The following is a 16,293-nucleotide window of genomic DNA, read 5'->3' on the forward strand; positions in this document are numbered from 1 at the left end:
CAGGTCTCGATTATTTTTGAATAGCCTCTATACCAGATAGGATTGTTTAAAGTAATTGGGATAGATGAACAATGCCTTATTGGTGGTATTAATGGAATTGGGCCCCGATGTTTCGCTACCGGTCAAAGCCCGGACCGCGTCAATAGTTTCGGGGATCACAATGGCCTGGTTATCGACCAGATAAGCGTAATACAGCTCATCTCCTTCCACTTTGAGCATGTCTTCCCAAAGCGCCACTTCGTACATGTCGCCGTGGGGGCGCCCCAGATCGAGCATTAATTCCTTTACGGCATTATTTGCTGAAAGACCATCCTCGTGTTGAATGAATGCAATTCGGGTGGAGCTACGGAATGCTTCCAGAACTTCTTCTTTCGAGGCTTTTCTGGACAGGCGAACCGTCCAGTAATGCAGATGGCTGAGCGTTTCCGGGACTTTTACGGCGGCGGTGACCACATCCAACTCAGGATCGACGCTTTGGGCATCCGGCCCCTGGTGGCTGGGGATCTCCGGTTCCGGCACAAGCGTATTCATAATGCCGTTGAGATGACTTTCCCAGGGATCGGTTGCCCGCCGCAGCAAAGTACCTCTAGCATTTTTCAACAGTCCGGCCCTTTTGAGCGCCGAAAGAGTCCGCACAATAGAGGTGGTATTACAAGACACCACCCGGGTAGCCTCCCGGCCCAGGGCGCTCTCATAATTGGCTTCGGCTACAAAGGAATGACCGGCGACTTCGTGTTTTTCACCCCCCTGGACAATAAATTTTACGCCCGCCTTCCGGTACCTTTCCGCATTTTGAGCGCCAAATTTTTTTGGCGCACAATCTACGATCACATCCGCTTGTTTCAGCAGGTCTTCCAGAATACCGACTACTTCGATATTCGCTAATTTCATTTTTTCATAGGTTTCACCATTATAGGCATAAACCGGTATTTCTTTGGTATTGGCCACTTTGATCCGCCAGTCGGTTGCGACATCACAAATACCGATCAATTGCATATCCGGTTGAAGCATGATCGCATTCGCGACCCGTTTGCCGATGACGCCGTATCCGTTTACGGCTACTTTTATCTTTTTCATAGTTTTGAATTTTACGAGCTTGTCTAAATTTCATCATCAAAAACGAATTTTAAACAAGCTCTAAGAGAAATCTTTACAGCATCCCATTTGATTAGCATCGCCGGCTTGTTGAGGCTGGTTTTTAAGAATGGCCAGATAAAGACTTCGGTAATCAGCAGCAATTAAGTCGGCCACTTCTGACGTCAGCTGAGGGTCGGAAATGACGAGCGTCAGCATCACCTCAAAAGCCTCCTGGAAAAACCGGCGATCATTTTCAAGTGCCTGAAAGAATTGGTTCTTTGTGCTACTTTCCCTAAGATGTTGATCATCAATTTCTGTAGTTTTCATGATTCTTCTGTTTTTAAGTGACCTGCCGGTTCCGGCCTTTTCCAAGTCGCGGAAAAATGGCTGGTACGGCAGATTGAGAATTATTTATTTAGGATGGACCAAATCGTGCATTGTTCTGAGTTCCATCATATCCTGGAATGTCGCCAGGTTATGTTGATACTCATGTGCTTCTGCGGTATGGATATGGCCTTGCTCTCCGTTCATCATACCGTGATCAATCATATTCCCGTTTTCATGATGATGATCGTCACCTATATTGTTATGGCTATATTGGTTGTGCTGGTGATCGAACATTTCATCGTACCGATGGAATTGATGGTCGTAAAAATCTACGATTTCCAGATCGCAAGGAGTAGAAGCGTTGAAACAGCGTTCCAGAGATTCGTTGTAGAATCTGGCTTCCCCGTAGGCATCATGCATGCCTTCGATTGCCGCAATATCGCTGCCCGGCATGATCTCAAAAAGATCGTCGCCGGACTGACAGGCGGTGAAGATCAGGCCCCCTGCAATTAGCATTAGGTGTAGTGTTTTCATAATAAATTGATTGAACGGTAAAGAAATAAATGCTTTATCCCAGGTGATTTTGTTGGTATTCAGTTTGCTGTTTTTAAGAATTCTGCGATTCATCCTCGGTTAAATTTGCCCGCCCCCTCGTGCTTCCAGTTGGTTTGTGCCGTAGCTGCCATTCCGAGGAAAAGACAAATAAGTACCAGTGCTGCGTGGAGTACATTTCTACTCCAGCAGAGAATTGACAAGTTCATCGCTGTGTTTTTTAATTAAGGAAGTAGATCCGGATTCAATCCTGTTTATCATTCTTTCTCCAAAACTGCTTTGCGTTCTTTGTACTCTTCGGTAGATATTTCTCCTGCCGCATATCTTTTTTGGAGCATGTCAAGAGCTGACTCTTCTTTTGGGCCCCAATTTTTGTTTGGTATGGGCAACGGCAGGAAAAAGATCCATGCCAGGAGGACAATCCAGACAATCCACCAGATCAGGTGCATGCCCCAAAAATGATAACCGTTATAGAAATGCATGGCGATTAAATTTTGGTTAAATAATTTCGTACTAGTTTTTAGTGATGTCCATCTTCATGTGCATCCCCCGATGGATCCTTACCTGTCCCCTGTCCCTCCATCATCTGCATATCCATGGACATTCCCTTGTCTTTCATCATCTGCATACAAGACTGCATACATTCTTCACTCATCATTCCCTCCTGCTGCATCATTTGCATCATGTGCCCCATCATATTGCCGTCTTTCATCATACCACTCATCATCTGCTGCATCATTTCGGGCCGGTCTTTCATCATTTGCATCATGTTGCCCTCAGCCGCCATCATGTTGCCCTCAGTCGCCATCATGTCCATCATCTGCTGATTGCCCTTCATCATCATCACGGCATGTTCGTTGGACATCATTTTGTTCATAAATTCAGTCATCAGTTCGTGATCCTCTAATATCGCGGCGAACACATGGTCTTTGGATTCCGCATTTTTCAGCATGGAATCCACGTTCGTTGGTTGGCTGCAACCGATCCAAAACAGGGCGGTTGCGGCGAAAGAAAAAAGCAGTATCTTTTTCATGATTGTTAACTTATTGATGTCAATGAATGAGTATTATTTTTGATTCAGGATCGTGTAACAGCTTTGTTGACCATGATCACTTCCGAGATATTTTCTGTGTCGAGTACACCGGCCAGTTCACCTTCCATGAAGACCGGAGAAAAGGAGATGCCGAGTTTGGCCATCATCTCATGGGCTTTGTCCAATCCCATTTCCGGACTTAATGCCGGGAAATCCTGCCTGGCAATGTTGCCGAGCGGTGCGCTTTTGCCCAATTCACTCAAGCCTCTGATAATTTCGTCCCTGGTGACGAACCCCATTAATCCGTTGTTCAGGGCAATCAAAAATTCTTTTTCCTGGCCGTTCAGCAGGTGCTCAACAGCCCTTTCAATGGGGTCGTCAGCGGATAGTAGAGTGTATTTTTTCATTAAGGCATCGCTTACTTTATACTTCGAGAGCACCGAACGCGTAGCTTCATAATTGGATTCGGCGCCTGCTCCCAGGAATACGAACAGGCCGATAAATACGAGCCATACGTTTGAGATCAGGCCCAGGAAAACAAAGCCTATGGCCAGGAACTGCCCGGTTCGGGCGGCAATCTCAGTGGCTTTTGCCCGATCGAATTTCATGGCAAGCAGCGCCCGCAGCACCCTGCCGCCATCCATCGGGAAAGCGGGAATGAGGTTAAATACCGCCAGCAGGATATTCACCAAAAAGAGGTTATATAGAAAACTGGACGAGGACATATGCCCGTCGACATCCAGCAGACTGGGCATATCACCGGCTTGGCGGAGCACAAAAAACAGTACGATTGCAATCACCAGGTTCACAGCCGGACCGGCCAGGGCCACCCATAATTCCTGTATGGGCTTTTCCGGCATTTTCTCCATGTTGGCTACCCCGCCGATCGGGAGCAGCATAATATTTTTCGTAGTAATGCCGTAGCGTTTCCCCGTCAGGGCATGTCCCAACTCGTGCAACAGGACACAGGCAAACAGCACCAGGATGAAGACAACCCCTACGAGGCTCTGCTCCCAGCCGTGTCCCATGCTGAGATGACTAAACAGTATCCAGGCAATCAGGATGAGGAAGGTCCAATGAACAAAAACCTCTATACCTGATATGCGTCCGAGGCTAAGTGACCATTTCATGATTCTCCATTTTAATTCTCAGGTTTGTTCTACCTTGGTTTGTTGAGGTTTAAATTCCCGAATGATCAGCCTGTTCGCTTTTTCGTAATTCAAGTAGCGGATGATCCAGTTAATGCCCACCATCAATTTGTTTTTGAACCCGGTGATGGAAAACAAATGCACCGTGGACCACAACACCCAGGCTAACTTGCCTTTCCAGACAGATCCTCCGATCTTAGCCACTGCGTTTCTCTTGCCGATGGTAGCCATACTGCCTTTGTCCCGGTAGTGAAACGCTGTTTTAAAAGTCCCGTGTCTGATCAGGTGAAGGAGGTTTTCTGCCAATAGCTTTCCCTGCTGAATAGCCACCTGAGCCACCATTGGGTGACCTTGAGGCCATTCTTCGTCGGTCATGGCAGCTATATCGCCGATGGTAAAAACATGGCGGCAGCCCTCTACCTGATTAAAAGGATCGACTTTAAGTCGCCGGCCTTTTGTGCCACTTTCGGGAGCGAGACCCTCCGGGGCGGCCCCTTTAACCCCGGCAGTCCAGATTAAAGTCTTAGCTAATAGTGTTTGGTTGTCGGCCAGCAGGACTTCGCTGCCGGTATAGCCTTGCACGGTAGTGTTCAGTCGGATCTCCACTTCCAGTTGGGAAAGCGTCCGGAAGGCATGGTCTGAGGCCGCTTCGGGCATAGTACCCAGCAGGCGGTCCGTGGCTTCCACCAGATAGACCTTCATCCATTCTTCAGCGATCTCCGGATAGTCCTTGCGCAACAGGTAGCGTCTGAATTCAGAAAGGGCGCCTGCCAGCTCAACGCCGGCAGGGCCACCCCCGACTATAACGAAATTGGTTAGGGCTTCTTTTTCATTTTGGTCGCAGGTAATGGCGGCTGCTTCGAGGTTTTGCAGTACCCAACTGCGAATATCGAGCGCATCGCGAATATCCTTCAGTCCGACACTATTTCGGGCCACGTCCTCCAAACCAAAATAATTGGTGACGCTTCCGGTAGCAATTACCAGGTAATCATACTGCACCCAGCCGATATCCGTAAAGACCCTCCGGCTATCCGGATCAACGCGGTTTACTTCGGCCAGCCGATAGATCAGATTGCGATATCCCTGGAACAGTTTTCTAATTGGAGTAACAATAGAATCCGGTTCCAGACCGGCAATAGCTACCTGGTACAGCAGAGGTTGGAACTGATGAAAATTGTTCTTATCCAGTAAAACCAACTGCACCGGACTGTTGTGCAACTTTTTGATCAGGTTGATCCCGGCAAAACCTGCCCCAATCACCACGATGCGGGGCAGGTCTGTAGCCGGAAGACAAAGGGAACTATATGGACACTGACTGACCATTTGCAATTTCTTTTGGGTTCAAGGTATACCAGTAAACGTGCTCATACAAACCGGACCAGTACATGCCGAAGCTAAAGGCAAACATCAATTCTTCCATAGGGATACCGGCTAATTTGATACCGGTGAGGTCGGCCAGGTTCCAGTATGCATCTACATAACTTGGAAAGACCAATAGCAAGCTGCCGAAGTAAACAAAGTAAAGCCCGGTAAACAGGAGTCCCCCTATCCAGATCTTGGCCTTTAGATCGGGTCGACAATAAAGGGTAGCTACTGCGCCAAGAAACAGTGCAATCACTCCGCTGTAGATCGGGTTCAAGCTGGTGAATACCAATAGTACTGTGAAAATCGCCGCTGGAAGAAACAATATGATCCGGTGAAGTTGATGACGGCCATGAAGCTTGTCGCTATCAATCATGGGGCTTATGCTCATCGGATAAACCAATCGGTACAGCACTACACCCAAACCTCCAATAGCGAAAGAAAAAAGAAGGCTTTCTATATCGAAGCCGGTTTTATTAGCCAGGTCAAATAAAGATGGAGGAGCCCAGTATTCCGGTACAAAAAGTGGCTCGGTCAGTCCAAAGAACATGGTGACCCAGCTGATTTGCAGCATCTCCTTTCGGAAATCGGGCTTCCTCCAATAAACTAAACCCCAAAGGCCCAATATTAATATTGACCATATTAGCCAGGCAAATTTCATCTAGCGTATTACTTAATTTTCGTTATTGGAATCGAGTTGTGCCGAAAGCGATATTACACAGTTCTGAACCCCCTCAAAAGGAGCGGGTGTATACTCATCCGCAGTCCCATCATTGATCCATTGACCGCCATCGGTCAGGTAGCGAAATTCGTAGCTCTTTCCCGGCTGCAACTCGATGGAGGCCTGAAGGCCGGTTTTAACAGCTTTCATTGGCAGGCCGTTTTCCCAGGACCAGTCATTAAAATCTCCAAGCACCCGTACCTTATCAGCATCCCGTACGGTCTCCGGTGGAAGGATAAAAGTGACCTTGCAGCGGTCTTTGCTTTTCAAATACTTTTTTTTGATCATGGCTTCAATAGTTTATTTGGTTAAGACTTCTTCACTTCGCCTCCAGGCTAATATTATAGATACCCGCAATACAAGCTCCCACAAGCCAGCCCAGGACAAAGGACTGCGTTAATCCGATCACAAATTCGTAAAAAGGTACATCCATCCGGATGATCGGCGCCGTATCGATTCCGTGCAGCAAGCTGTTGAAAAATAGCACGGTACCGTCACGGCCAACCGTTATCATTACGAGCATACAACCCAGATACAACAGTGCCCAGGTAAGCCCCACGGCCAGGCCGAATTTTCTAATGTGAATGCTTTTCATGACTATCTTCTTTGGGAGCTGACAAATAATTCGGTGATTCGTGTTGGTGCTTACCGCCATGTCCGTGCGGCATTAATAAATGGCAGGCAAACATGGCCAGAATGAAGAACAGCAGGCCGACGTTTTCACCGAGGCCAAGAGCAGGAGCCAGAAAGATGAACAGTAACGGCAAAACACACCCAATAAGCATCCAGACAATTCTTTTGCTTTTCATGATTTTTGTTCTTTTTAGAGCAAATAAGCAACCCTTTCAATCAGGGTTAATCGAGCATAATGTATTGGGTATTCAAATTGCCTTTAGAAAAATTAAAAGGCTTTAATTAGATGATCCTAAGATTAGGAATGAAGACTTTTAAAATCTTGTGTAACTTCTAATAATCAACAATTTACAGCCTTTTATTCAGATAGGCTTACAAGTATTTGGGTATTGTTTACAGAATCTTGCCAAGAAGCAAGAAAAGTATAATTCGAACAAAACCAGTTATTTAGCGGTATTAACGAAAAAGAAGATCACCTTATCTATATTTCTAGATTCAGCAAAATATATAAGGTCAGGACTGGCAAAGTAGAGAGGATATATAAAATTACAAGAATATGAGTACAGGAACAGACTGCAAGAGGCAGTTGGGCTTATACTGAAAGCATGCCTCTAATACCTCTGGTAGATGTTGGACTTATCCCGGTCCGGCAATTTACCATACTGCCATCAATCATTTTCCTGGTGAGCATAAAAATATTAAACCTCAATAATTATTAACCCTGAAAGACAAAAACGATGAATTATTACTTTGCAAAAACCATCAAAAATAGCTCATTTGAAGAGACCATAGCGCAGGTCACTGAAGCCCTGAAAGCAGAAGGATTTGGGATTCTCACCGAAATTGATGTGAAGGAAACCATGAAAAAGAAGCTGGATGAAGATTTTCGGCCTTATAAAATTCTGGGAGCATGTAACCCTCCCTTCGCATTTAAAGCATTACAAGCTGAGAATAAAATCGGAACCATGCTGCCCTGCAATGTTATTGTGCAACAAACTGATGCTGGTGTGGAAGTAGCGGCTGTTAGTCCTAAAGCTTCAATGGCAGCTGTAGACAATGCAGAGTTGGCTGATATAGCCAATGAAATTGAAGCCCTTCTGAAAAAAGTGATAGCATCATTATAGCGTGGAAGTTTTTAAAATGTCCGGCAGCATCTTGTACTTTTGATGCCAACCTTTTTGATACCACAGCTATGGCTTTTAGTTTAGCCAATATTGGTGTTGCGGTCTTGATACACGAAGGCTCAACCTTGATTGTAGTATTCAATGCATTGAGATTGTTGGCTTATAGTTAGTCAAAATAGGGGCGGATTCATTATTCCGCCCCAGAAAAAAGTGCAATCATACCACAGCACTAAAAAATTGCGGTGCCTGCAACCAAGGTCGAGCATGCGCCCCGTTCGGCATCGCGATACTGTTGTGTATAGCTGCGGTACATTTTAATATTCATGGTAGTCTTCCTTCAATTAATTTTCTCTTTGAAACTGTTACAAGAGTTTGTCCAGCGGTAAACGAATTTTGTCGTCTAGCTTTTTATACTCACTCATACTCATACCTGTCACTTGTTTGAACTGTCCTGACAAGTGGGAAATATTGCTGAAACCCAGTTCGTAGGCAATTTGAGAAAAAGTCAGTTCCTCGTATTCGATGAGCTCTTTTGCTTTTTCGATACGCAGCAGGATGAAGTACTTTTCGATAGTTACCGTTTCGCTTTTGGAAAAAATTTTGCTCAGTGACCAGTAATCTTTTTGGAACTTTTCGGCCAAGACTTCGGATAATTTCTTGCCGTATAGTATCGGCAAGTCATTTACAATACGGAGCAGGTTCAATTTAATTTTTTCTACAATCTGGTCGTTTTTGTCCTTCACAAACTCAAATTCATCTTCCAGTAAGGCCTCTTCAATTGCAGAAAGCTTTATTTGTCCTTTCGGGAACCGGATCTTCAACTTGCCCAGCTGCAATTCCAATACCTCAACCCCCATATCTTCCAGGTCCAGGCGAATGACTTTCAGGCAACGGGAGCAGATCATATTTTTGATCACGATGCTGTGGATTTCGTATTCTTCCATGATGACAGATTTTTAGGATTAAGGTATTTATCATAATTTTGGGCAGACCGGGCTGTTTGTTTACAGGTCGATCAATATACTTCGCACCGTCGATTCCGTTTCTGCTACACTCGTCCAGGCCAGTAGTAGCTGTCCATGGAGCTTCTCCAGGATCGGGAAACCACTCTGTCGGGACACCCCGGTAGTCGCAGCGGTCCTACTTTCTCCCAATTTGCCTTCCTGCTTAATCTCTGCCAACCGGATCTCACCACCCTCCCCAACTTCTTCCAGCCAGGAGACAATGGCCGTTTTATCGTCCTTAAGCACAACATCCACCCGTCCGATGGGTGCACCGTCATCCACTGCGATCGGAGCTGAAAAGCTTTTGCCGCCATCTTCAGAAAATACTAGTTGTACCCGAGGCTGGTTTTCAGCAGCGGTATACCAGGCGATAGCTACTGATTGCCCCTGGGCAGCGATGGCCGGGCCGTTGACCGGACACCCCTTGATCACCCAATGATCCGTATTGATGATCTGCGATTCCTGCCATTGGCCATTTTCTTTTCGGATCACTGCTATATCGCGGATCTCATCTTCCGAACGGTCGCGGTAGACCAAGATCAGACCGTTTTCTGTCAGTGCTGCATCCGTCTGGCAGCAATCGCACACCCTGGCGTCCAGTTCTGCTTCTTCGAACAATTGGCCGGAACTGTCAAACTCTGCCGTACGCAGACTCATAGCCCCAGCCTGGCCGTGCCCGCCCTCATGGCCATGGCCACCTTTGCTGTTCCGACCGTCCAGCCAGGCGGCAAAGATGCGACCGTTCGGCATGGGCAGCATACTCACGAATCCGTGTTCAGCGGCTATTCCGTCCGTGTGGGGGATGAAGGAAGACGACCAGGAAGTACCACCATCCAGCGATTGAGTGATGCGTACATCGTAGTCATAAGTCCCCCCGGCACTTTTCTGCAACCAATGTGCAGCCAATTGCCCGGGAGCCTGAGAAGATGCCACCAGAGATGGAAAATCCGCCCAATTGACGAACCAGTCGTTGCCCTGAGCAACTTTCACGGATTCTCCCCATCCCCGGTCATCCCATTTTGCATAATAGAAGGCATCAGTGGTATCGTTCTCGTAACCGACCCAGGATAGATATGCCTGCCCATCGGCAGTCACATAGAGGTTAGGTTCTCCACCAGTCCCGGCGGGGGTAGTGATTTCTCTAAAACCTGGAAGCTCAGACTCCGTCGGTGGGGTCTCATTCCGGCAGGCGGTTAGCAGCAGACTTAGTAGTAAGGGTGATAACAGCAATATTTTTTTCATAGCTTTAAAGGTATTTAGGTGAATAAAATTTGGCCCACCGCCAACAGGCTAACACCAACTAGCAAAACGATAATGAGCCAGTTGAAAATTCTTCCGATAATACTCGTTCGTTGATCGGTTTGACAACATTTTTTCATTGTATTATCTTTTTAATAGTCCGGGCAGTCTATCAGTCGTAAGTCATAACAGGCCGGCCGGGAATAGCGATTTGCAAAATTTTGTAAATCTGTAAGTTGCTATCTATCAATCGGCAAAATCTGGCAAATTTTTGAAATTTACCAGATTCGGTTCATTCCCGGTCGGCCTGTTACGACTAAAAACTGCACGGAGTGCTAATCTTTTAAAACCGTACACTTATACCACCGCCTGCACCGAAGCGATTATCATAACTGCCCATCAGGGAAAAATTCCTGGATAGGAGGAATTCGGCGCCGGCACTCCAAACCGTTTCGCTACTGTATCGGCGTGCTCTCCCATCATTCCCCACCCAGCCGAAATCCGCCTGATATTCATAATATCCGAAGATGGAAAATTTGGGAAACAACATGACGCTTCGGCCGATGCCGATCCTGGGCCGGAGCTGATGATCTACCCGCAGATCCAGGCTGAATAAATAGGGCGTCAGCCATCGGATACCCGCCACGGCTGTCGTATTTAAAGTATCCAGGCTATTCGGATTGGCATTTTCCAGGTTTAGTCCGCCAAAAACACTCAGATAATCGTAGAGGTAGTATTGGTACGTGAATTCCGCTTCCAGGTTTTTGTTGTAGCCGAATTCAGCACTCAGGTTGAACTGGTTACGGATATTGGAAGCCGTAAGATTAAGCGCGCTCATGTGGGAGGCGGCATCGATCATTCCCCACTGGTAATAGCGATTGGTCTCGTGTATGAGTTTTTTGACCGGGAAGTTCGTCATCCGCTGATCACGCGGCGTATCATAGTTGAATATCCGGGCCATCCCGCCCATCATGTGGTAGAGGATATGACAGTGGAAGAACCAGTCGCCGTACTCATCTCCGTAAAATTCGATGGTCACCTCTTCCATCGGAGGTACGTTTACGGTGTGTTTAAGGGGTGAATAAGTTCCATTTTTGTTGAGTACCCGGAAAAAATGGCCGTGTAAGTGCATCGGATGGTGCATCATGGTCAGATTGTTCATCCGGATCCGGGTCACCTGATCTCCTTTAATTTTGATCTTATCCGTTTCAGACAAAGGCACCCCGTTCATACTCCAGACGTACCGGTTCATATTGCCGGTAAGATTGAGCAGGATCTCTTTTACCGGGGTAGTGTCAGCAAAAGCAGTCGGTTCCGGAGACTTCAGGTAGTCGTAATTGTATTCCGCGAACATATTCATTGCGGGCATTCCCTGCATCTGCATGCCCGCACTATCCATACCTTCCTTCATGTCCATCTGCGGCATCGGCATGGGATCCTGGTGCTGGTGGTTTTCCTTCATTTGCATGGGAGGCTCCTCTTTTTTATCCGGCATCGGCATGGTGTCTTTAGGATGATCCATGTGGTGGTCCATCCCCGGCATTTGTTTCATGTCATCAGGTTGCCCGGTGGCGGGCGAGTGGTCCATCCCCTCCATTTGCATGCCGTATTTATCCTTCATTTGGAAGCGGTTATCCCTGCCCGGTCGAAATTTGAGCGCAGGTGCCCCCATTTTCATGTCCATCTTGGCCATCTGTTGCATCATACCGATCTTATCCGGCCGAGGTACATTAGGAGCTGACAGAATCGGGCCATTGCCCAGGAAAGCCGCCGTTTGCCCCGAACCATCCTGGGCCGTAGCTCTCACTTCCAATTTTCCGTTAGCGGGAATTTCAACAATATAATCATAGGTTTCGGCAATGGCAATGAAGGTCTTATTGTGAGTGACCGGCACAACATCCAGTCCGTCGGCAGCAACCAACATTGGATCGTCACCTCCGAAGGTGAGCCAGAAAGAAGTAGACGCTGCGGCATTAATAATACGGAGGCGGACTTTTTCACCAGCCTTGAAGTCCGGGTATTCCCGCGTCATTTCCCCATTGGTCAAAAATGCCGGATAATAAATGTCGGCAATGTCCGCCCCTTCCATACGCTGTTTCCAAAAATTGAGCTGAGCGCCGAAGGCTCCCCGGGCGATAACCTGATTCAATGGCGTAGCCGTGCCTTTACGGATGTTGTACCATTCATTACCCCGTTTGAGGTTTCTCAGTACATTTAGCGGTTTCTCATCGGTCCAGTCCGAAACTACCAGTACCAGATCCCGGTCATAATCAATTGTCTTTTCCTGGGGTTCGATCACAATGGAGCCGTATACGCCCCGCTGTTCCTGTAGCATGGTGTGGGAATGATACCAATACGTTCCTGCCTGCCGTAGGGGAAATTCATATTGAAATGTTTCTCCCGGAGCAATCGGTGGTGTAGTTAAGTAGGGAACACCATCAAAAAAATTAGGTAATAACAAGCCATGCCAGTGTACGGAAGTTTCGACATCCATGCGGTTAGTGACCCGAATTACAGCATAGCCCCCTTCCTTAAATCGCAGGGTAGGACCGGGAATGCTGCCATTTATGGTCATACCCATCGTAGATTTGCCGGTAATATTCACCGGTTGTTTTTCGATGGTCAGGTGATAGGTACTTGTATCGGACTGTGCCTGTACTTTAGTAAATGACAGGGCTCCTAGCCACAGGATGCAGAAAAATTTCAGACTCTTCATGATTAGTTTTTTAGGGAGCCGAAACAGGTCATTTCACCCATTTCGGCTCTATTCGGATATGATCAGTGGATCGTCTCTGCCACTTTGCCGCAGTGCAGCATCATTTTTCCGAAATAAGGATTATTGATCTCCGATTCATTCGCCAGCCAGTAGCCGCCTGTATTATCATTAGCCATTGGGCAGTATTCCAAGAATATCTGTCCATCCTCCATCTTCTGGCTTTTCACCCATTGGATCACCGCATTGCTTAGATCGGAGAAGGCCTGACGTTGCTGAGCAAGAGTTGAGGCTTCGGCAACGGCCTTGGCCTGACCCGTTAGTTTTTTAGCACTTTTCGCAGCCTGGAGGGATTTTTCCAACATTTCCGCTGCTGATTTAGTGGTTTCCTGATCAGAACTAACCAAGGCATCTTTTAAGGCCAGATAGTGCTGATAAACGGCCGTAGCGTTGGCATCTTTGAAGTGGACAGCATTTTCGGGCTGGTCCATTTTCATACCGTGCTCCTTGCCATGCATGGCATGTTCATTCTGGGAAAATGCGGTAAAGCTTAGCAGAGACAGGCAAAACATTAACAAGATTGATCTCATGGTTTTAATTATTTAGTTATAAATGCTTTAAAATATCAGTTGTGATTTATACTTCTGTACCGACAAGACAAAGGCAGTTTTTTATAAGCTGTGTCCGGGGCTAATGCTCCATCGATATCATGGCCCAGTTTCAGCACGATCATCTTAATAGCTTCCACGGTAATGATCTCATGATCGTATTGAATCTTAAGTATTTGAGAAGCCAGGTCCCATTCAGCGGAATAAATCCCCTCGATTGGCCGGAGCTTACTTTCGATACGATCTTTACACCGATTGCAGTTGCCCGCAACTTTCAAAGAAGAAAAAAACTGCAGATTCGTCATGGTTTCCAGGTGTTAGTGGTTATGAATATTCGGTGGAGGTGCAGCCGCTACCTGTGCAGTAGAAATTTTAAAATCTTTATCAATAAAAACTTCCACGGAGCCGCAACTCAGCATTTGATCTCCGAAATAAGGATTTCGGATAGTTTCCTCCTTGCTGATCCAGTCCGCTCCCTTATTATCGAAGGCCATCGGGCAATGCTGTACATAGTAGGTTCCCTCAGAAACCCCAAAGACCTTCAGGGCATTGATCAGCGCCTGAGAAAGAAAATCAAACTGTTCCCGTTGGGTTTCGATCTCCAAAAGTTGACTGATCTTATCACTGTGGGCCTGCAGCGCCTGGAGTTGCTCCATCCAATACATATGTGCTTCACCGGAAAGCAGAGACATATCGACGCTATTGAGTGCTGTTCCAACTTTAGCTGCCGCCGTTGCAGCCTGTTCCGCATCGGAGTTTACAAAAGCTTCTTTCAGGGAAAGGTACTGCCCCAGGAGATCGGCCAGTTGCTGCTTGAAAGCGATAGGAGTCTGGTCGGTATAATCCGGTAAATGCTCCTGATGGTCACTACCTTTGAGCATTACCTCCCTGTTCATCATGCTGGCCTGGTTATTAAGTTGGGCAGCCGCATCAATGGCAAAATTACCGTAAGTGACTACTTCTTCTCCGGGTTCCAATCCACTTTGTACTACGTATTGATCCCCCAGTCTTTCTCCCAGTTCCACTTCACGGAACCGGAAAGAAGGAATAGCGGTATCCTGAACTTTTATATACACTACCGAGCGAGTACCCGTCCACAAAATGGCCGATTTAGGCACCGTCAGTACCACACCCGATTTGGTTTTATTTTGCAGATTTCCATATACCAGCATTTCCGGTTTCAGCAATCCATTAGGATTGCTGACTTCCGTTCTTAAGGAAGCCACCCTGGTCCTGGGGTTGATTACCGGATCGATAAAAGTAATGCGGGAGGAAAAAGTTCGGTTCGGCACGGCCGGAGTGGTGAACTCAATGCGATCGCCCACCGAAATCGTAGCCAGGTCCTCTTCGTAGGCATCAAACAGTACCCAGACCCGGCTCAGGTTCATCAGGTCGAACAAGGCTTCGCCCTGTCGAACGTAATCACCGACAGACACCCGGCGGTTGGTTACTACTCCCGTAGCGTCCGCATAGACGGTAAAAGTTTCCTGGATCTCTCCTTTCTCCTCAATTGTAGCAATGGTCTCTTCCCCGATCTTCCAGTAGCGGAGTTTATTGCGAGCAGATTCCACCAGTTTAGGGCTGGTAGATTGCAGGCGTAGTGCCTCCAATAATTCCTGCTGAGCGGTGACCAATTCCGGAGAATACAGCGTAGCCAGCTTTTGTCCCTTGCGCACCGGTTCACCGGTAAAGGTGACGAACAGTTTTTCAATTCGGCCGGGCACATGAGCCACCTGGCTGGAAGCCAGACGTTCATCGGCTTGTACCTTGCCGCTCAAACGGGTAATCTTTTCTCCACCAGCATTACTTTCTTTACCGATAACGGTAGTTTGTACATTGGCGAGTTTCACCGCTTCCTCAGTCATTTCCAGCACCAGCGGATCATTGGACGTATTCTCCGAAAGCGGGATCAGGTCCATGCCGCAGATGGGACAGTCTCCCGGCTCGTTCTGCCGGATCTGCGGGTGCATGGAACAGGTCCAGATCTCGTCGCCTTCGGAAGTAAGCATGGCTTCTCCGGTATGATCGTGTTCTTCAACAAGTGTTTCACCCTTGCTTTCTCCGTCGGATATCCAGAAACCGAGGGCCAGGCCTAAAGCCAGGGCAACGACGGCAACGATGATGATATTGATATTTTTTTTCATGATATTATTTTTTAGCTACCGCTAACCGGCAACTCTACCTTTATTTTTTCCCAGGACACTGCGATCTTACCTGCTTTATCCATACCGGGGATTACTTCGTATTGAAGCATTTCCACATTTTCGGATAGCAGCTGTGGTTGTACCGTGACCCGGAGTACATCCAGTGCCGGGTCGTAATCATCGGCCAGATGCTGCTCGTGATTTTTATTCAGGATCAGGACCCATTCCTGTTCACCGGGAATAGTGAAAAAACCATATTTCCCTTTGGGTATGGTTTCTCCATTGATCATCACATCGGTAGAGAAATCGACCGATGTAGCCTTATGCGCCCCGGTCACCCAAACCTGATCATACGCCACCAGACCATTCCAGATATTGCGCCCCCGGACACTGGGAGCTGAGTAATCAATATGGATATGGGTAGCACCGATATTGGCCATAGCCTGCATCCGCGGGCTTTTAGGTTTCGCGGTATTGGTTTCGCCGGAAGCTGGTTCCTGGTGTTGATGGGCTGCATGATCAGCTTCGTTCTGAGGCGTATTATTACAAGCCATGAAGATCAATCCGATCCATAAGAAGCAGGGCCATACGTTTTTCATAGTCAGTAC

At 47.3% G+C, this 16,293-nt stretch carries 19 protein-coding genes; 1 reads left to right on the top strand and 18 read right to left on the bottom strand.

All coding sequences use genetic code 11. The features are described from left to right. Nucleotides 1–27: 27 nt before the first annotated feature. The 11 genes from CRP01_RS35030 to CRP01_RS42035 all read right to left on the bottom strand — a co-directional run bounded on the left by CRP01_RS35030 (nt 28) and on the right by CRP01_RS42035 (nt 7,029). On the bottom strand, nt 28–1,077 hold the full coding sequence (locus tag CRP01_RS35030) for a type II glyceraldehyde-3-phosphate dehydrogenase (protein WP_099154747.1): 1,050 nt from the start codon (nt 1,075–1,077) through the stop codon (nt 28–30). A gap of 60 nt (nt 1,078–1,137) precedes the next feature. Then, complete coding sequence (locus CRP01_RS35035; protein WP_099154748.1) at nt 1,138–1,404, bottom strand: hypothetical protein; 267 nt, start codon at nt 1,402–1,404, stop codon at nt 1,138–1,140. An 84-nt stretch (nt 1,405–1,488) separates the two neighbouring features. Further along, a complete protein-coding gene (locus tag CRP01_RS35040) occupies nt 1,489–2,031 on the bottom strand; it encodes a hypothetical protein (RefSeq protein ID WP_099154749.1) in 543 nt (180 codons plus the stop codon). 182 nt (nt 2,032–2,213) lie between these two features. Continuing rightward, entirely contained in the window at nt 2,214–2,438 is a 225-nt protein-coding gene (locus CRP01_RS35045; protein ID WP_099154750.1) for an SHOCT domain-containing protein, read from the bottom strand. Between the two features lie 38 nt (nt 2,439–2,476). Next, nucleotides 2,477–2,989 carry a hypothetical protein gene (locus tag CRP01_RS35050; RefSeq protein WP_099154751.1) on the bottom strand — a complete coding sequence of 171 codons (513 nt, stop codon included), beginning with the start codon at nt 2,987–2,989 and terminating at the stop codon, nt 2,477–2,479. Between the two features lie 44 nt (nt 2,990–3,033). Beyond that, nucleotides 3,034–4,119: a site-2 protease family protein gene (locus CRP01_RS35055; RefSeq protein ID WP_099154752.1), complete on the bottom strand. Its 1,086-nt coding sequence runs from the start codon at nt 4,117–4,119 to the stop codon at nt 3,034–3,036. A gap of 18 nt (nt 4,120–4,137) precedes the next feature. Then, on the bottom strand, nt 4,138–5,460 hold the full coding sequence (locus tag CRP01_RS35060) for an NAD(P)/FAD-dependent oxidoreductase (RefSeq protein ID WP_099154753.1): 1,323 nt from the start codon (nt 5,458–5,460) through the stop codon (nt 4,138–4,140). Further along, nucleotides 5,438–6,049 carry a lycopene cyclase domain-containing protein gene (locus CRP01_RS35065; protein ID WP_222845889.1) on the bottom strand — a complete coding sequence of 204 codons (612 nt, stop codon included), beginning with the start codon at nt 6,047–6,049 and terminating at the stop codon, nt 5,438–5,440. The genes CRP01_RS35060 and CRP01_RS35065 overlap by 23 nt, the downstream gene beginning before the upstream one ends. 123 nt (nt 6,050–6,172) lie before the next feature. After that, nucleotides 6,173–6,508 (bottom strand): isoamylase early set domain-containing protein, encoded by a 336-nt coding sequence (locus CRP01_RS35070; protein WP_099154755.1) that lies wholly within the window; start codon nt 6,506–6,508, stop codon nt 6,173–6,175. A gap of 31 nt (nt 6,509–6,539) precedes the next feature. Further along, nucleotides 6,540–6,815, bottom strand: a complete 276-nt coding sequence (locus CRP01_RS35075) for a DUF5676 family membrane protein (RefSeq protein WP_099154756.1) — start codon at nt 6,813–6,815, stop codon at nt 6,540–6,542. Then, nucleotides 6,796–7,029 (bottom strand): hypothetical protein, encoded by a 234-nt coding sequence (locus CRP01_RS42035; protein WP_143473676.1) that lies wholly within the window; start codon nt 7,027–7,029, stop codon nt 6,796–6,798. Before CRP01_RS42035 ends, CRP01_RS35075 begins: the two co-directional genes overlap by 20 nt. 561 nt (nt 7,030–7,590) lie before the next feature. On the opposite strand from CRP01_RS42035, the gene CRP01_RS35085 reads away from it, so the two are divergent. Then, nucleotides 7,591–7,977: a DUF302 domain-containing protein gene (locus tag CRP01_RS35085; RefSeq protein WP_099154758.1), complete on the top strand. Its 387-nt coding sequence runs from the start codon at nt 7,591–7,593 to the stop codon at nt 7,975–7,977. Nucleotides 7,978–8,339: 362 nt separating this feature from the next. Here CRP01_RS35085 and CRP01_RS35090 read toward each other — a convergent pair whose 3' ends face one another. From CRP01_RS35090 to CRP01_RS35120, 7 genes are all read right to left on the bottom strand, one after another. Then, nucleotides 8,340–8,921 (bottom strand): helix-turn-helix domain-containing protein, encoded by a 582-nt coding sequence (locus CRP01_RS35090; protein WP_099154759.1) that lies wholly within the window; start codon nt 8,919–8,921, stop codon nt 8,340–8,342. A gap of 60 nt (nt 8,922–8,981) precedes the next feature. Next, entirely contained in the window at nt 8,982–10,223 is a 1,242-nt protein-coding gene (locus tag CRP01_RS35095; protein ID WP_143473677.1) for a hypothetical protein, read from the bottom strand. A gap of 340 nt (nt 10,224–10,563) precedes the next feature. Continuing rightward, nucleotides 10,564–12,936 carry a multicopper oxidase domain-containing protein gene (locus CRP01_RS35100; RefSeq protein ID WP_099154761.1) on the bottom strand — a complete coding sequence of 791 codons (2,373 nt, stop codon included), beginning with the start codon at nt 12,934–12,936 and terminating at the stop codon, nt 10,564–10,566. 62 nt (nt 12,937–12,998) lie between these two features. After that, nucleotides 12,999–13,430, bottom strand: coding sequence for a DUF3347 domain-containing protein (locus CRP01_RS35105; RefSeq protein ID WP_170110675.1), 432 nt, complete (start codon nt 13,428–13,430; stop codon nt 12,999–13,001). 128 nt (nt 13,431–13,558) lie between these two features. Then, nucleotides 13,559–13,846, bottom strand: a complete 288-nt coding sequence (locus CRP01_RS43545) for a heavy-metal-associated domain-containing protein (protein ID WP_099154763.1) — start codon at nt 13,844–13,846, stop codon at nt 13,559–13,561. 12 nt (nt 13,847–13,858) lie between these two features. Next, nucleotides 13,859–15,685 (bottom strand): efflux RND transporter periplasmic adaptor subunit, encoded by a 1,827-nt coding sequence (locus CRP01_RS35115; protein WP_099154764.1) that lies wholly within the window; start codon nt 15,683–15,685, stop codon nt 13,859–13,861. Between the two features lie 11 nt (nt 15,686–15,696). Further along, a complete protein-coding gene (locus CRP01_RS35120; RefSeq protein ID WP_222845890.1) occupies nt 15,697–16,284 on the bottom strand; it encodes a DUF2911 domain-containing protein in 588 nt (195 codons plus the stop codon). Nucleotides 16,285–16,293: the final 9 nt, after the last annotated feature.

It is taken from the genome of Flavilitoribacter nigricans DSM 23189 = NBRC 102662, from assembly GCF_002646595.1.
GTDB classification, from domain to species: domain Bacteria; phylum Bacteroidota; class Bacteroidia; order Chitinophagales; family Saprospiraceae; genus Flavilitoribacter; species Flavilitoribacter nigricans.

Coding starts and splice junctions, on each gene's coding strand:
- CRP01_RS35105 (WP_170110675.1), bottom strand. CDS start 13,430: ATGAAAATGGACCAGCCCGAAAATGCTGTCCACTTCAAAGATGCCAAC.
- CRP01_RS35075 (WP_099154756.1), bottom strand. CDS start 6,815: ATGAAAAGCATTCACATTAGAAAATTCGGCCTGGCCGTGGGGCTTACC.
- CRP01_RS35090 (WP_099154759.1), bottom strand. CDS start 8,921: ATGGAAGAATACGAAATCCACAGCATCGTGATCAAAAATATGATCTGC.
- CRP01_RS35085 (WP_099154758.1), top strand. CDS start 7,591: ATGAATTATTACTTTGCAAAAACCATCAAAAATAGCTCATTTGAAGAG.
- CRP01_RS35115 (WP_099154764.1), bottom strand. CDS start 15,685: ATGAAAAAAAATATCAATATCATCATCGTTGCCGTCGTTGCCCTGGCT.
- CRP01_RS43545 (WP_099154763.1), bottom strand. CDS start 13,846: ATGACGAATCTGCAGTTTTTTTCTTCTTTGAAAGTTGCGGGCAACTGC.
- CRP01_RS35050 (WP_099154751.1), bottom strand. CDS start 2,989: ATGAAAAAGATACTGCTTTTTTCTTTCGCCGCAACCGCCCTGTTTTGG.
- CRP01_RS42035 (WP_143473676.1), bottom strand. CDS start 7,029: ATGAAAAGCAAAAGAATTGTCTGGATGCTTATTGGGTGTGTTTTGCCG.
- CRP01_RS35065 (WP_222845889.1), bottom strand. CDS start 6,049: ATGTTCTTTGGACTGACCGAGCCACTTTTTGTACCGGAATACTGGGCT.
- CRP01_RS35035 (WP_099154748.1), bottom strand. CDS start 1,404: ATGAAAACTACAGAAATTGATGATCAACATCTTAGGGAAAGTAGCACA.
- CRP01_RS35055 (WP_099154752.1), bottom strand. CDS start 4,119: ATGAAATGGTCACTTAGCCTCGGACGCATATCAGGTATAGAGGTTTTT.
- CRP01_RS35120 (WP_222845890.1), bottom strand. CDS start 16,284: ATGAAAAACGTATGGCCCTGCTTCTTATGGATCGGATTGATCTTCATG.
- CRP01_RS35060 (WP_099154753.1), bottom strand. CDS start 5,460: ATGGTCAGTCAGTGTCCATATAGTTCCCTTTGTCTTCCGGCTACAGAC.
- CRP01_RS35040 (WP_099154749.1), bottom strand. CDS start 2,031: ATGAATCGCAGAATTCTTAAAAACAGCAAACTGAATACCAACAAAATC.
- CRP01_RS35030 (WP_099154747.1), bottom strand. CDS start 1,077: ATGAAAAAGATAAAAGTAGCCGTAAACGGATACGGCGTCATCGGCAAA.
- CRP01_RS35095 (WP_143473677.1), bottom strand. CDS start 10,223: ATGAAAAAAATATTGCTGTTATCACCCTTACTACTAAGTCTGCTGCTA.
- CRP01_RS35045 (WP_099154750.1), bottom strand. CDS start 2,438: ATGCATTTCTATAACGGTTATCATTTTTGGGGCATGCACCTGATCTGG.
- CRP01_RS35070 (WP_099154755.1), bottom strand. CDS start 6,508: ATGATCAAAAAAAAGTATTTGAAAAGCAAAGACCGCTGCAAGGTCACT.
- CRP01_RS35100 (WP_099154761.1), bottom strand. CDS start 12,936: ATGAAGAGTCTGAAATTTTTCTGCATCCTGTGGCTAGGAGCCCTGTCA.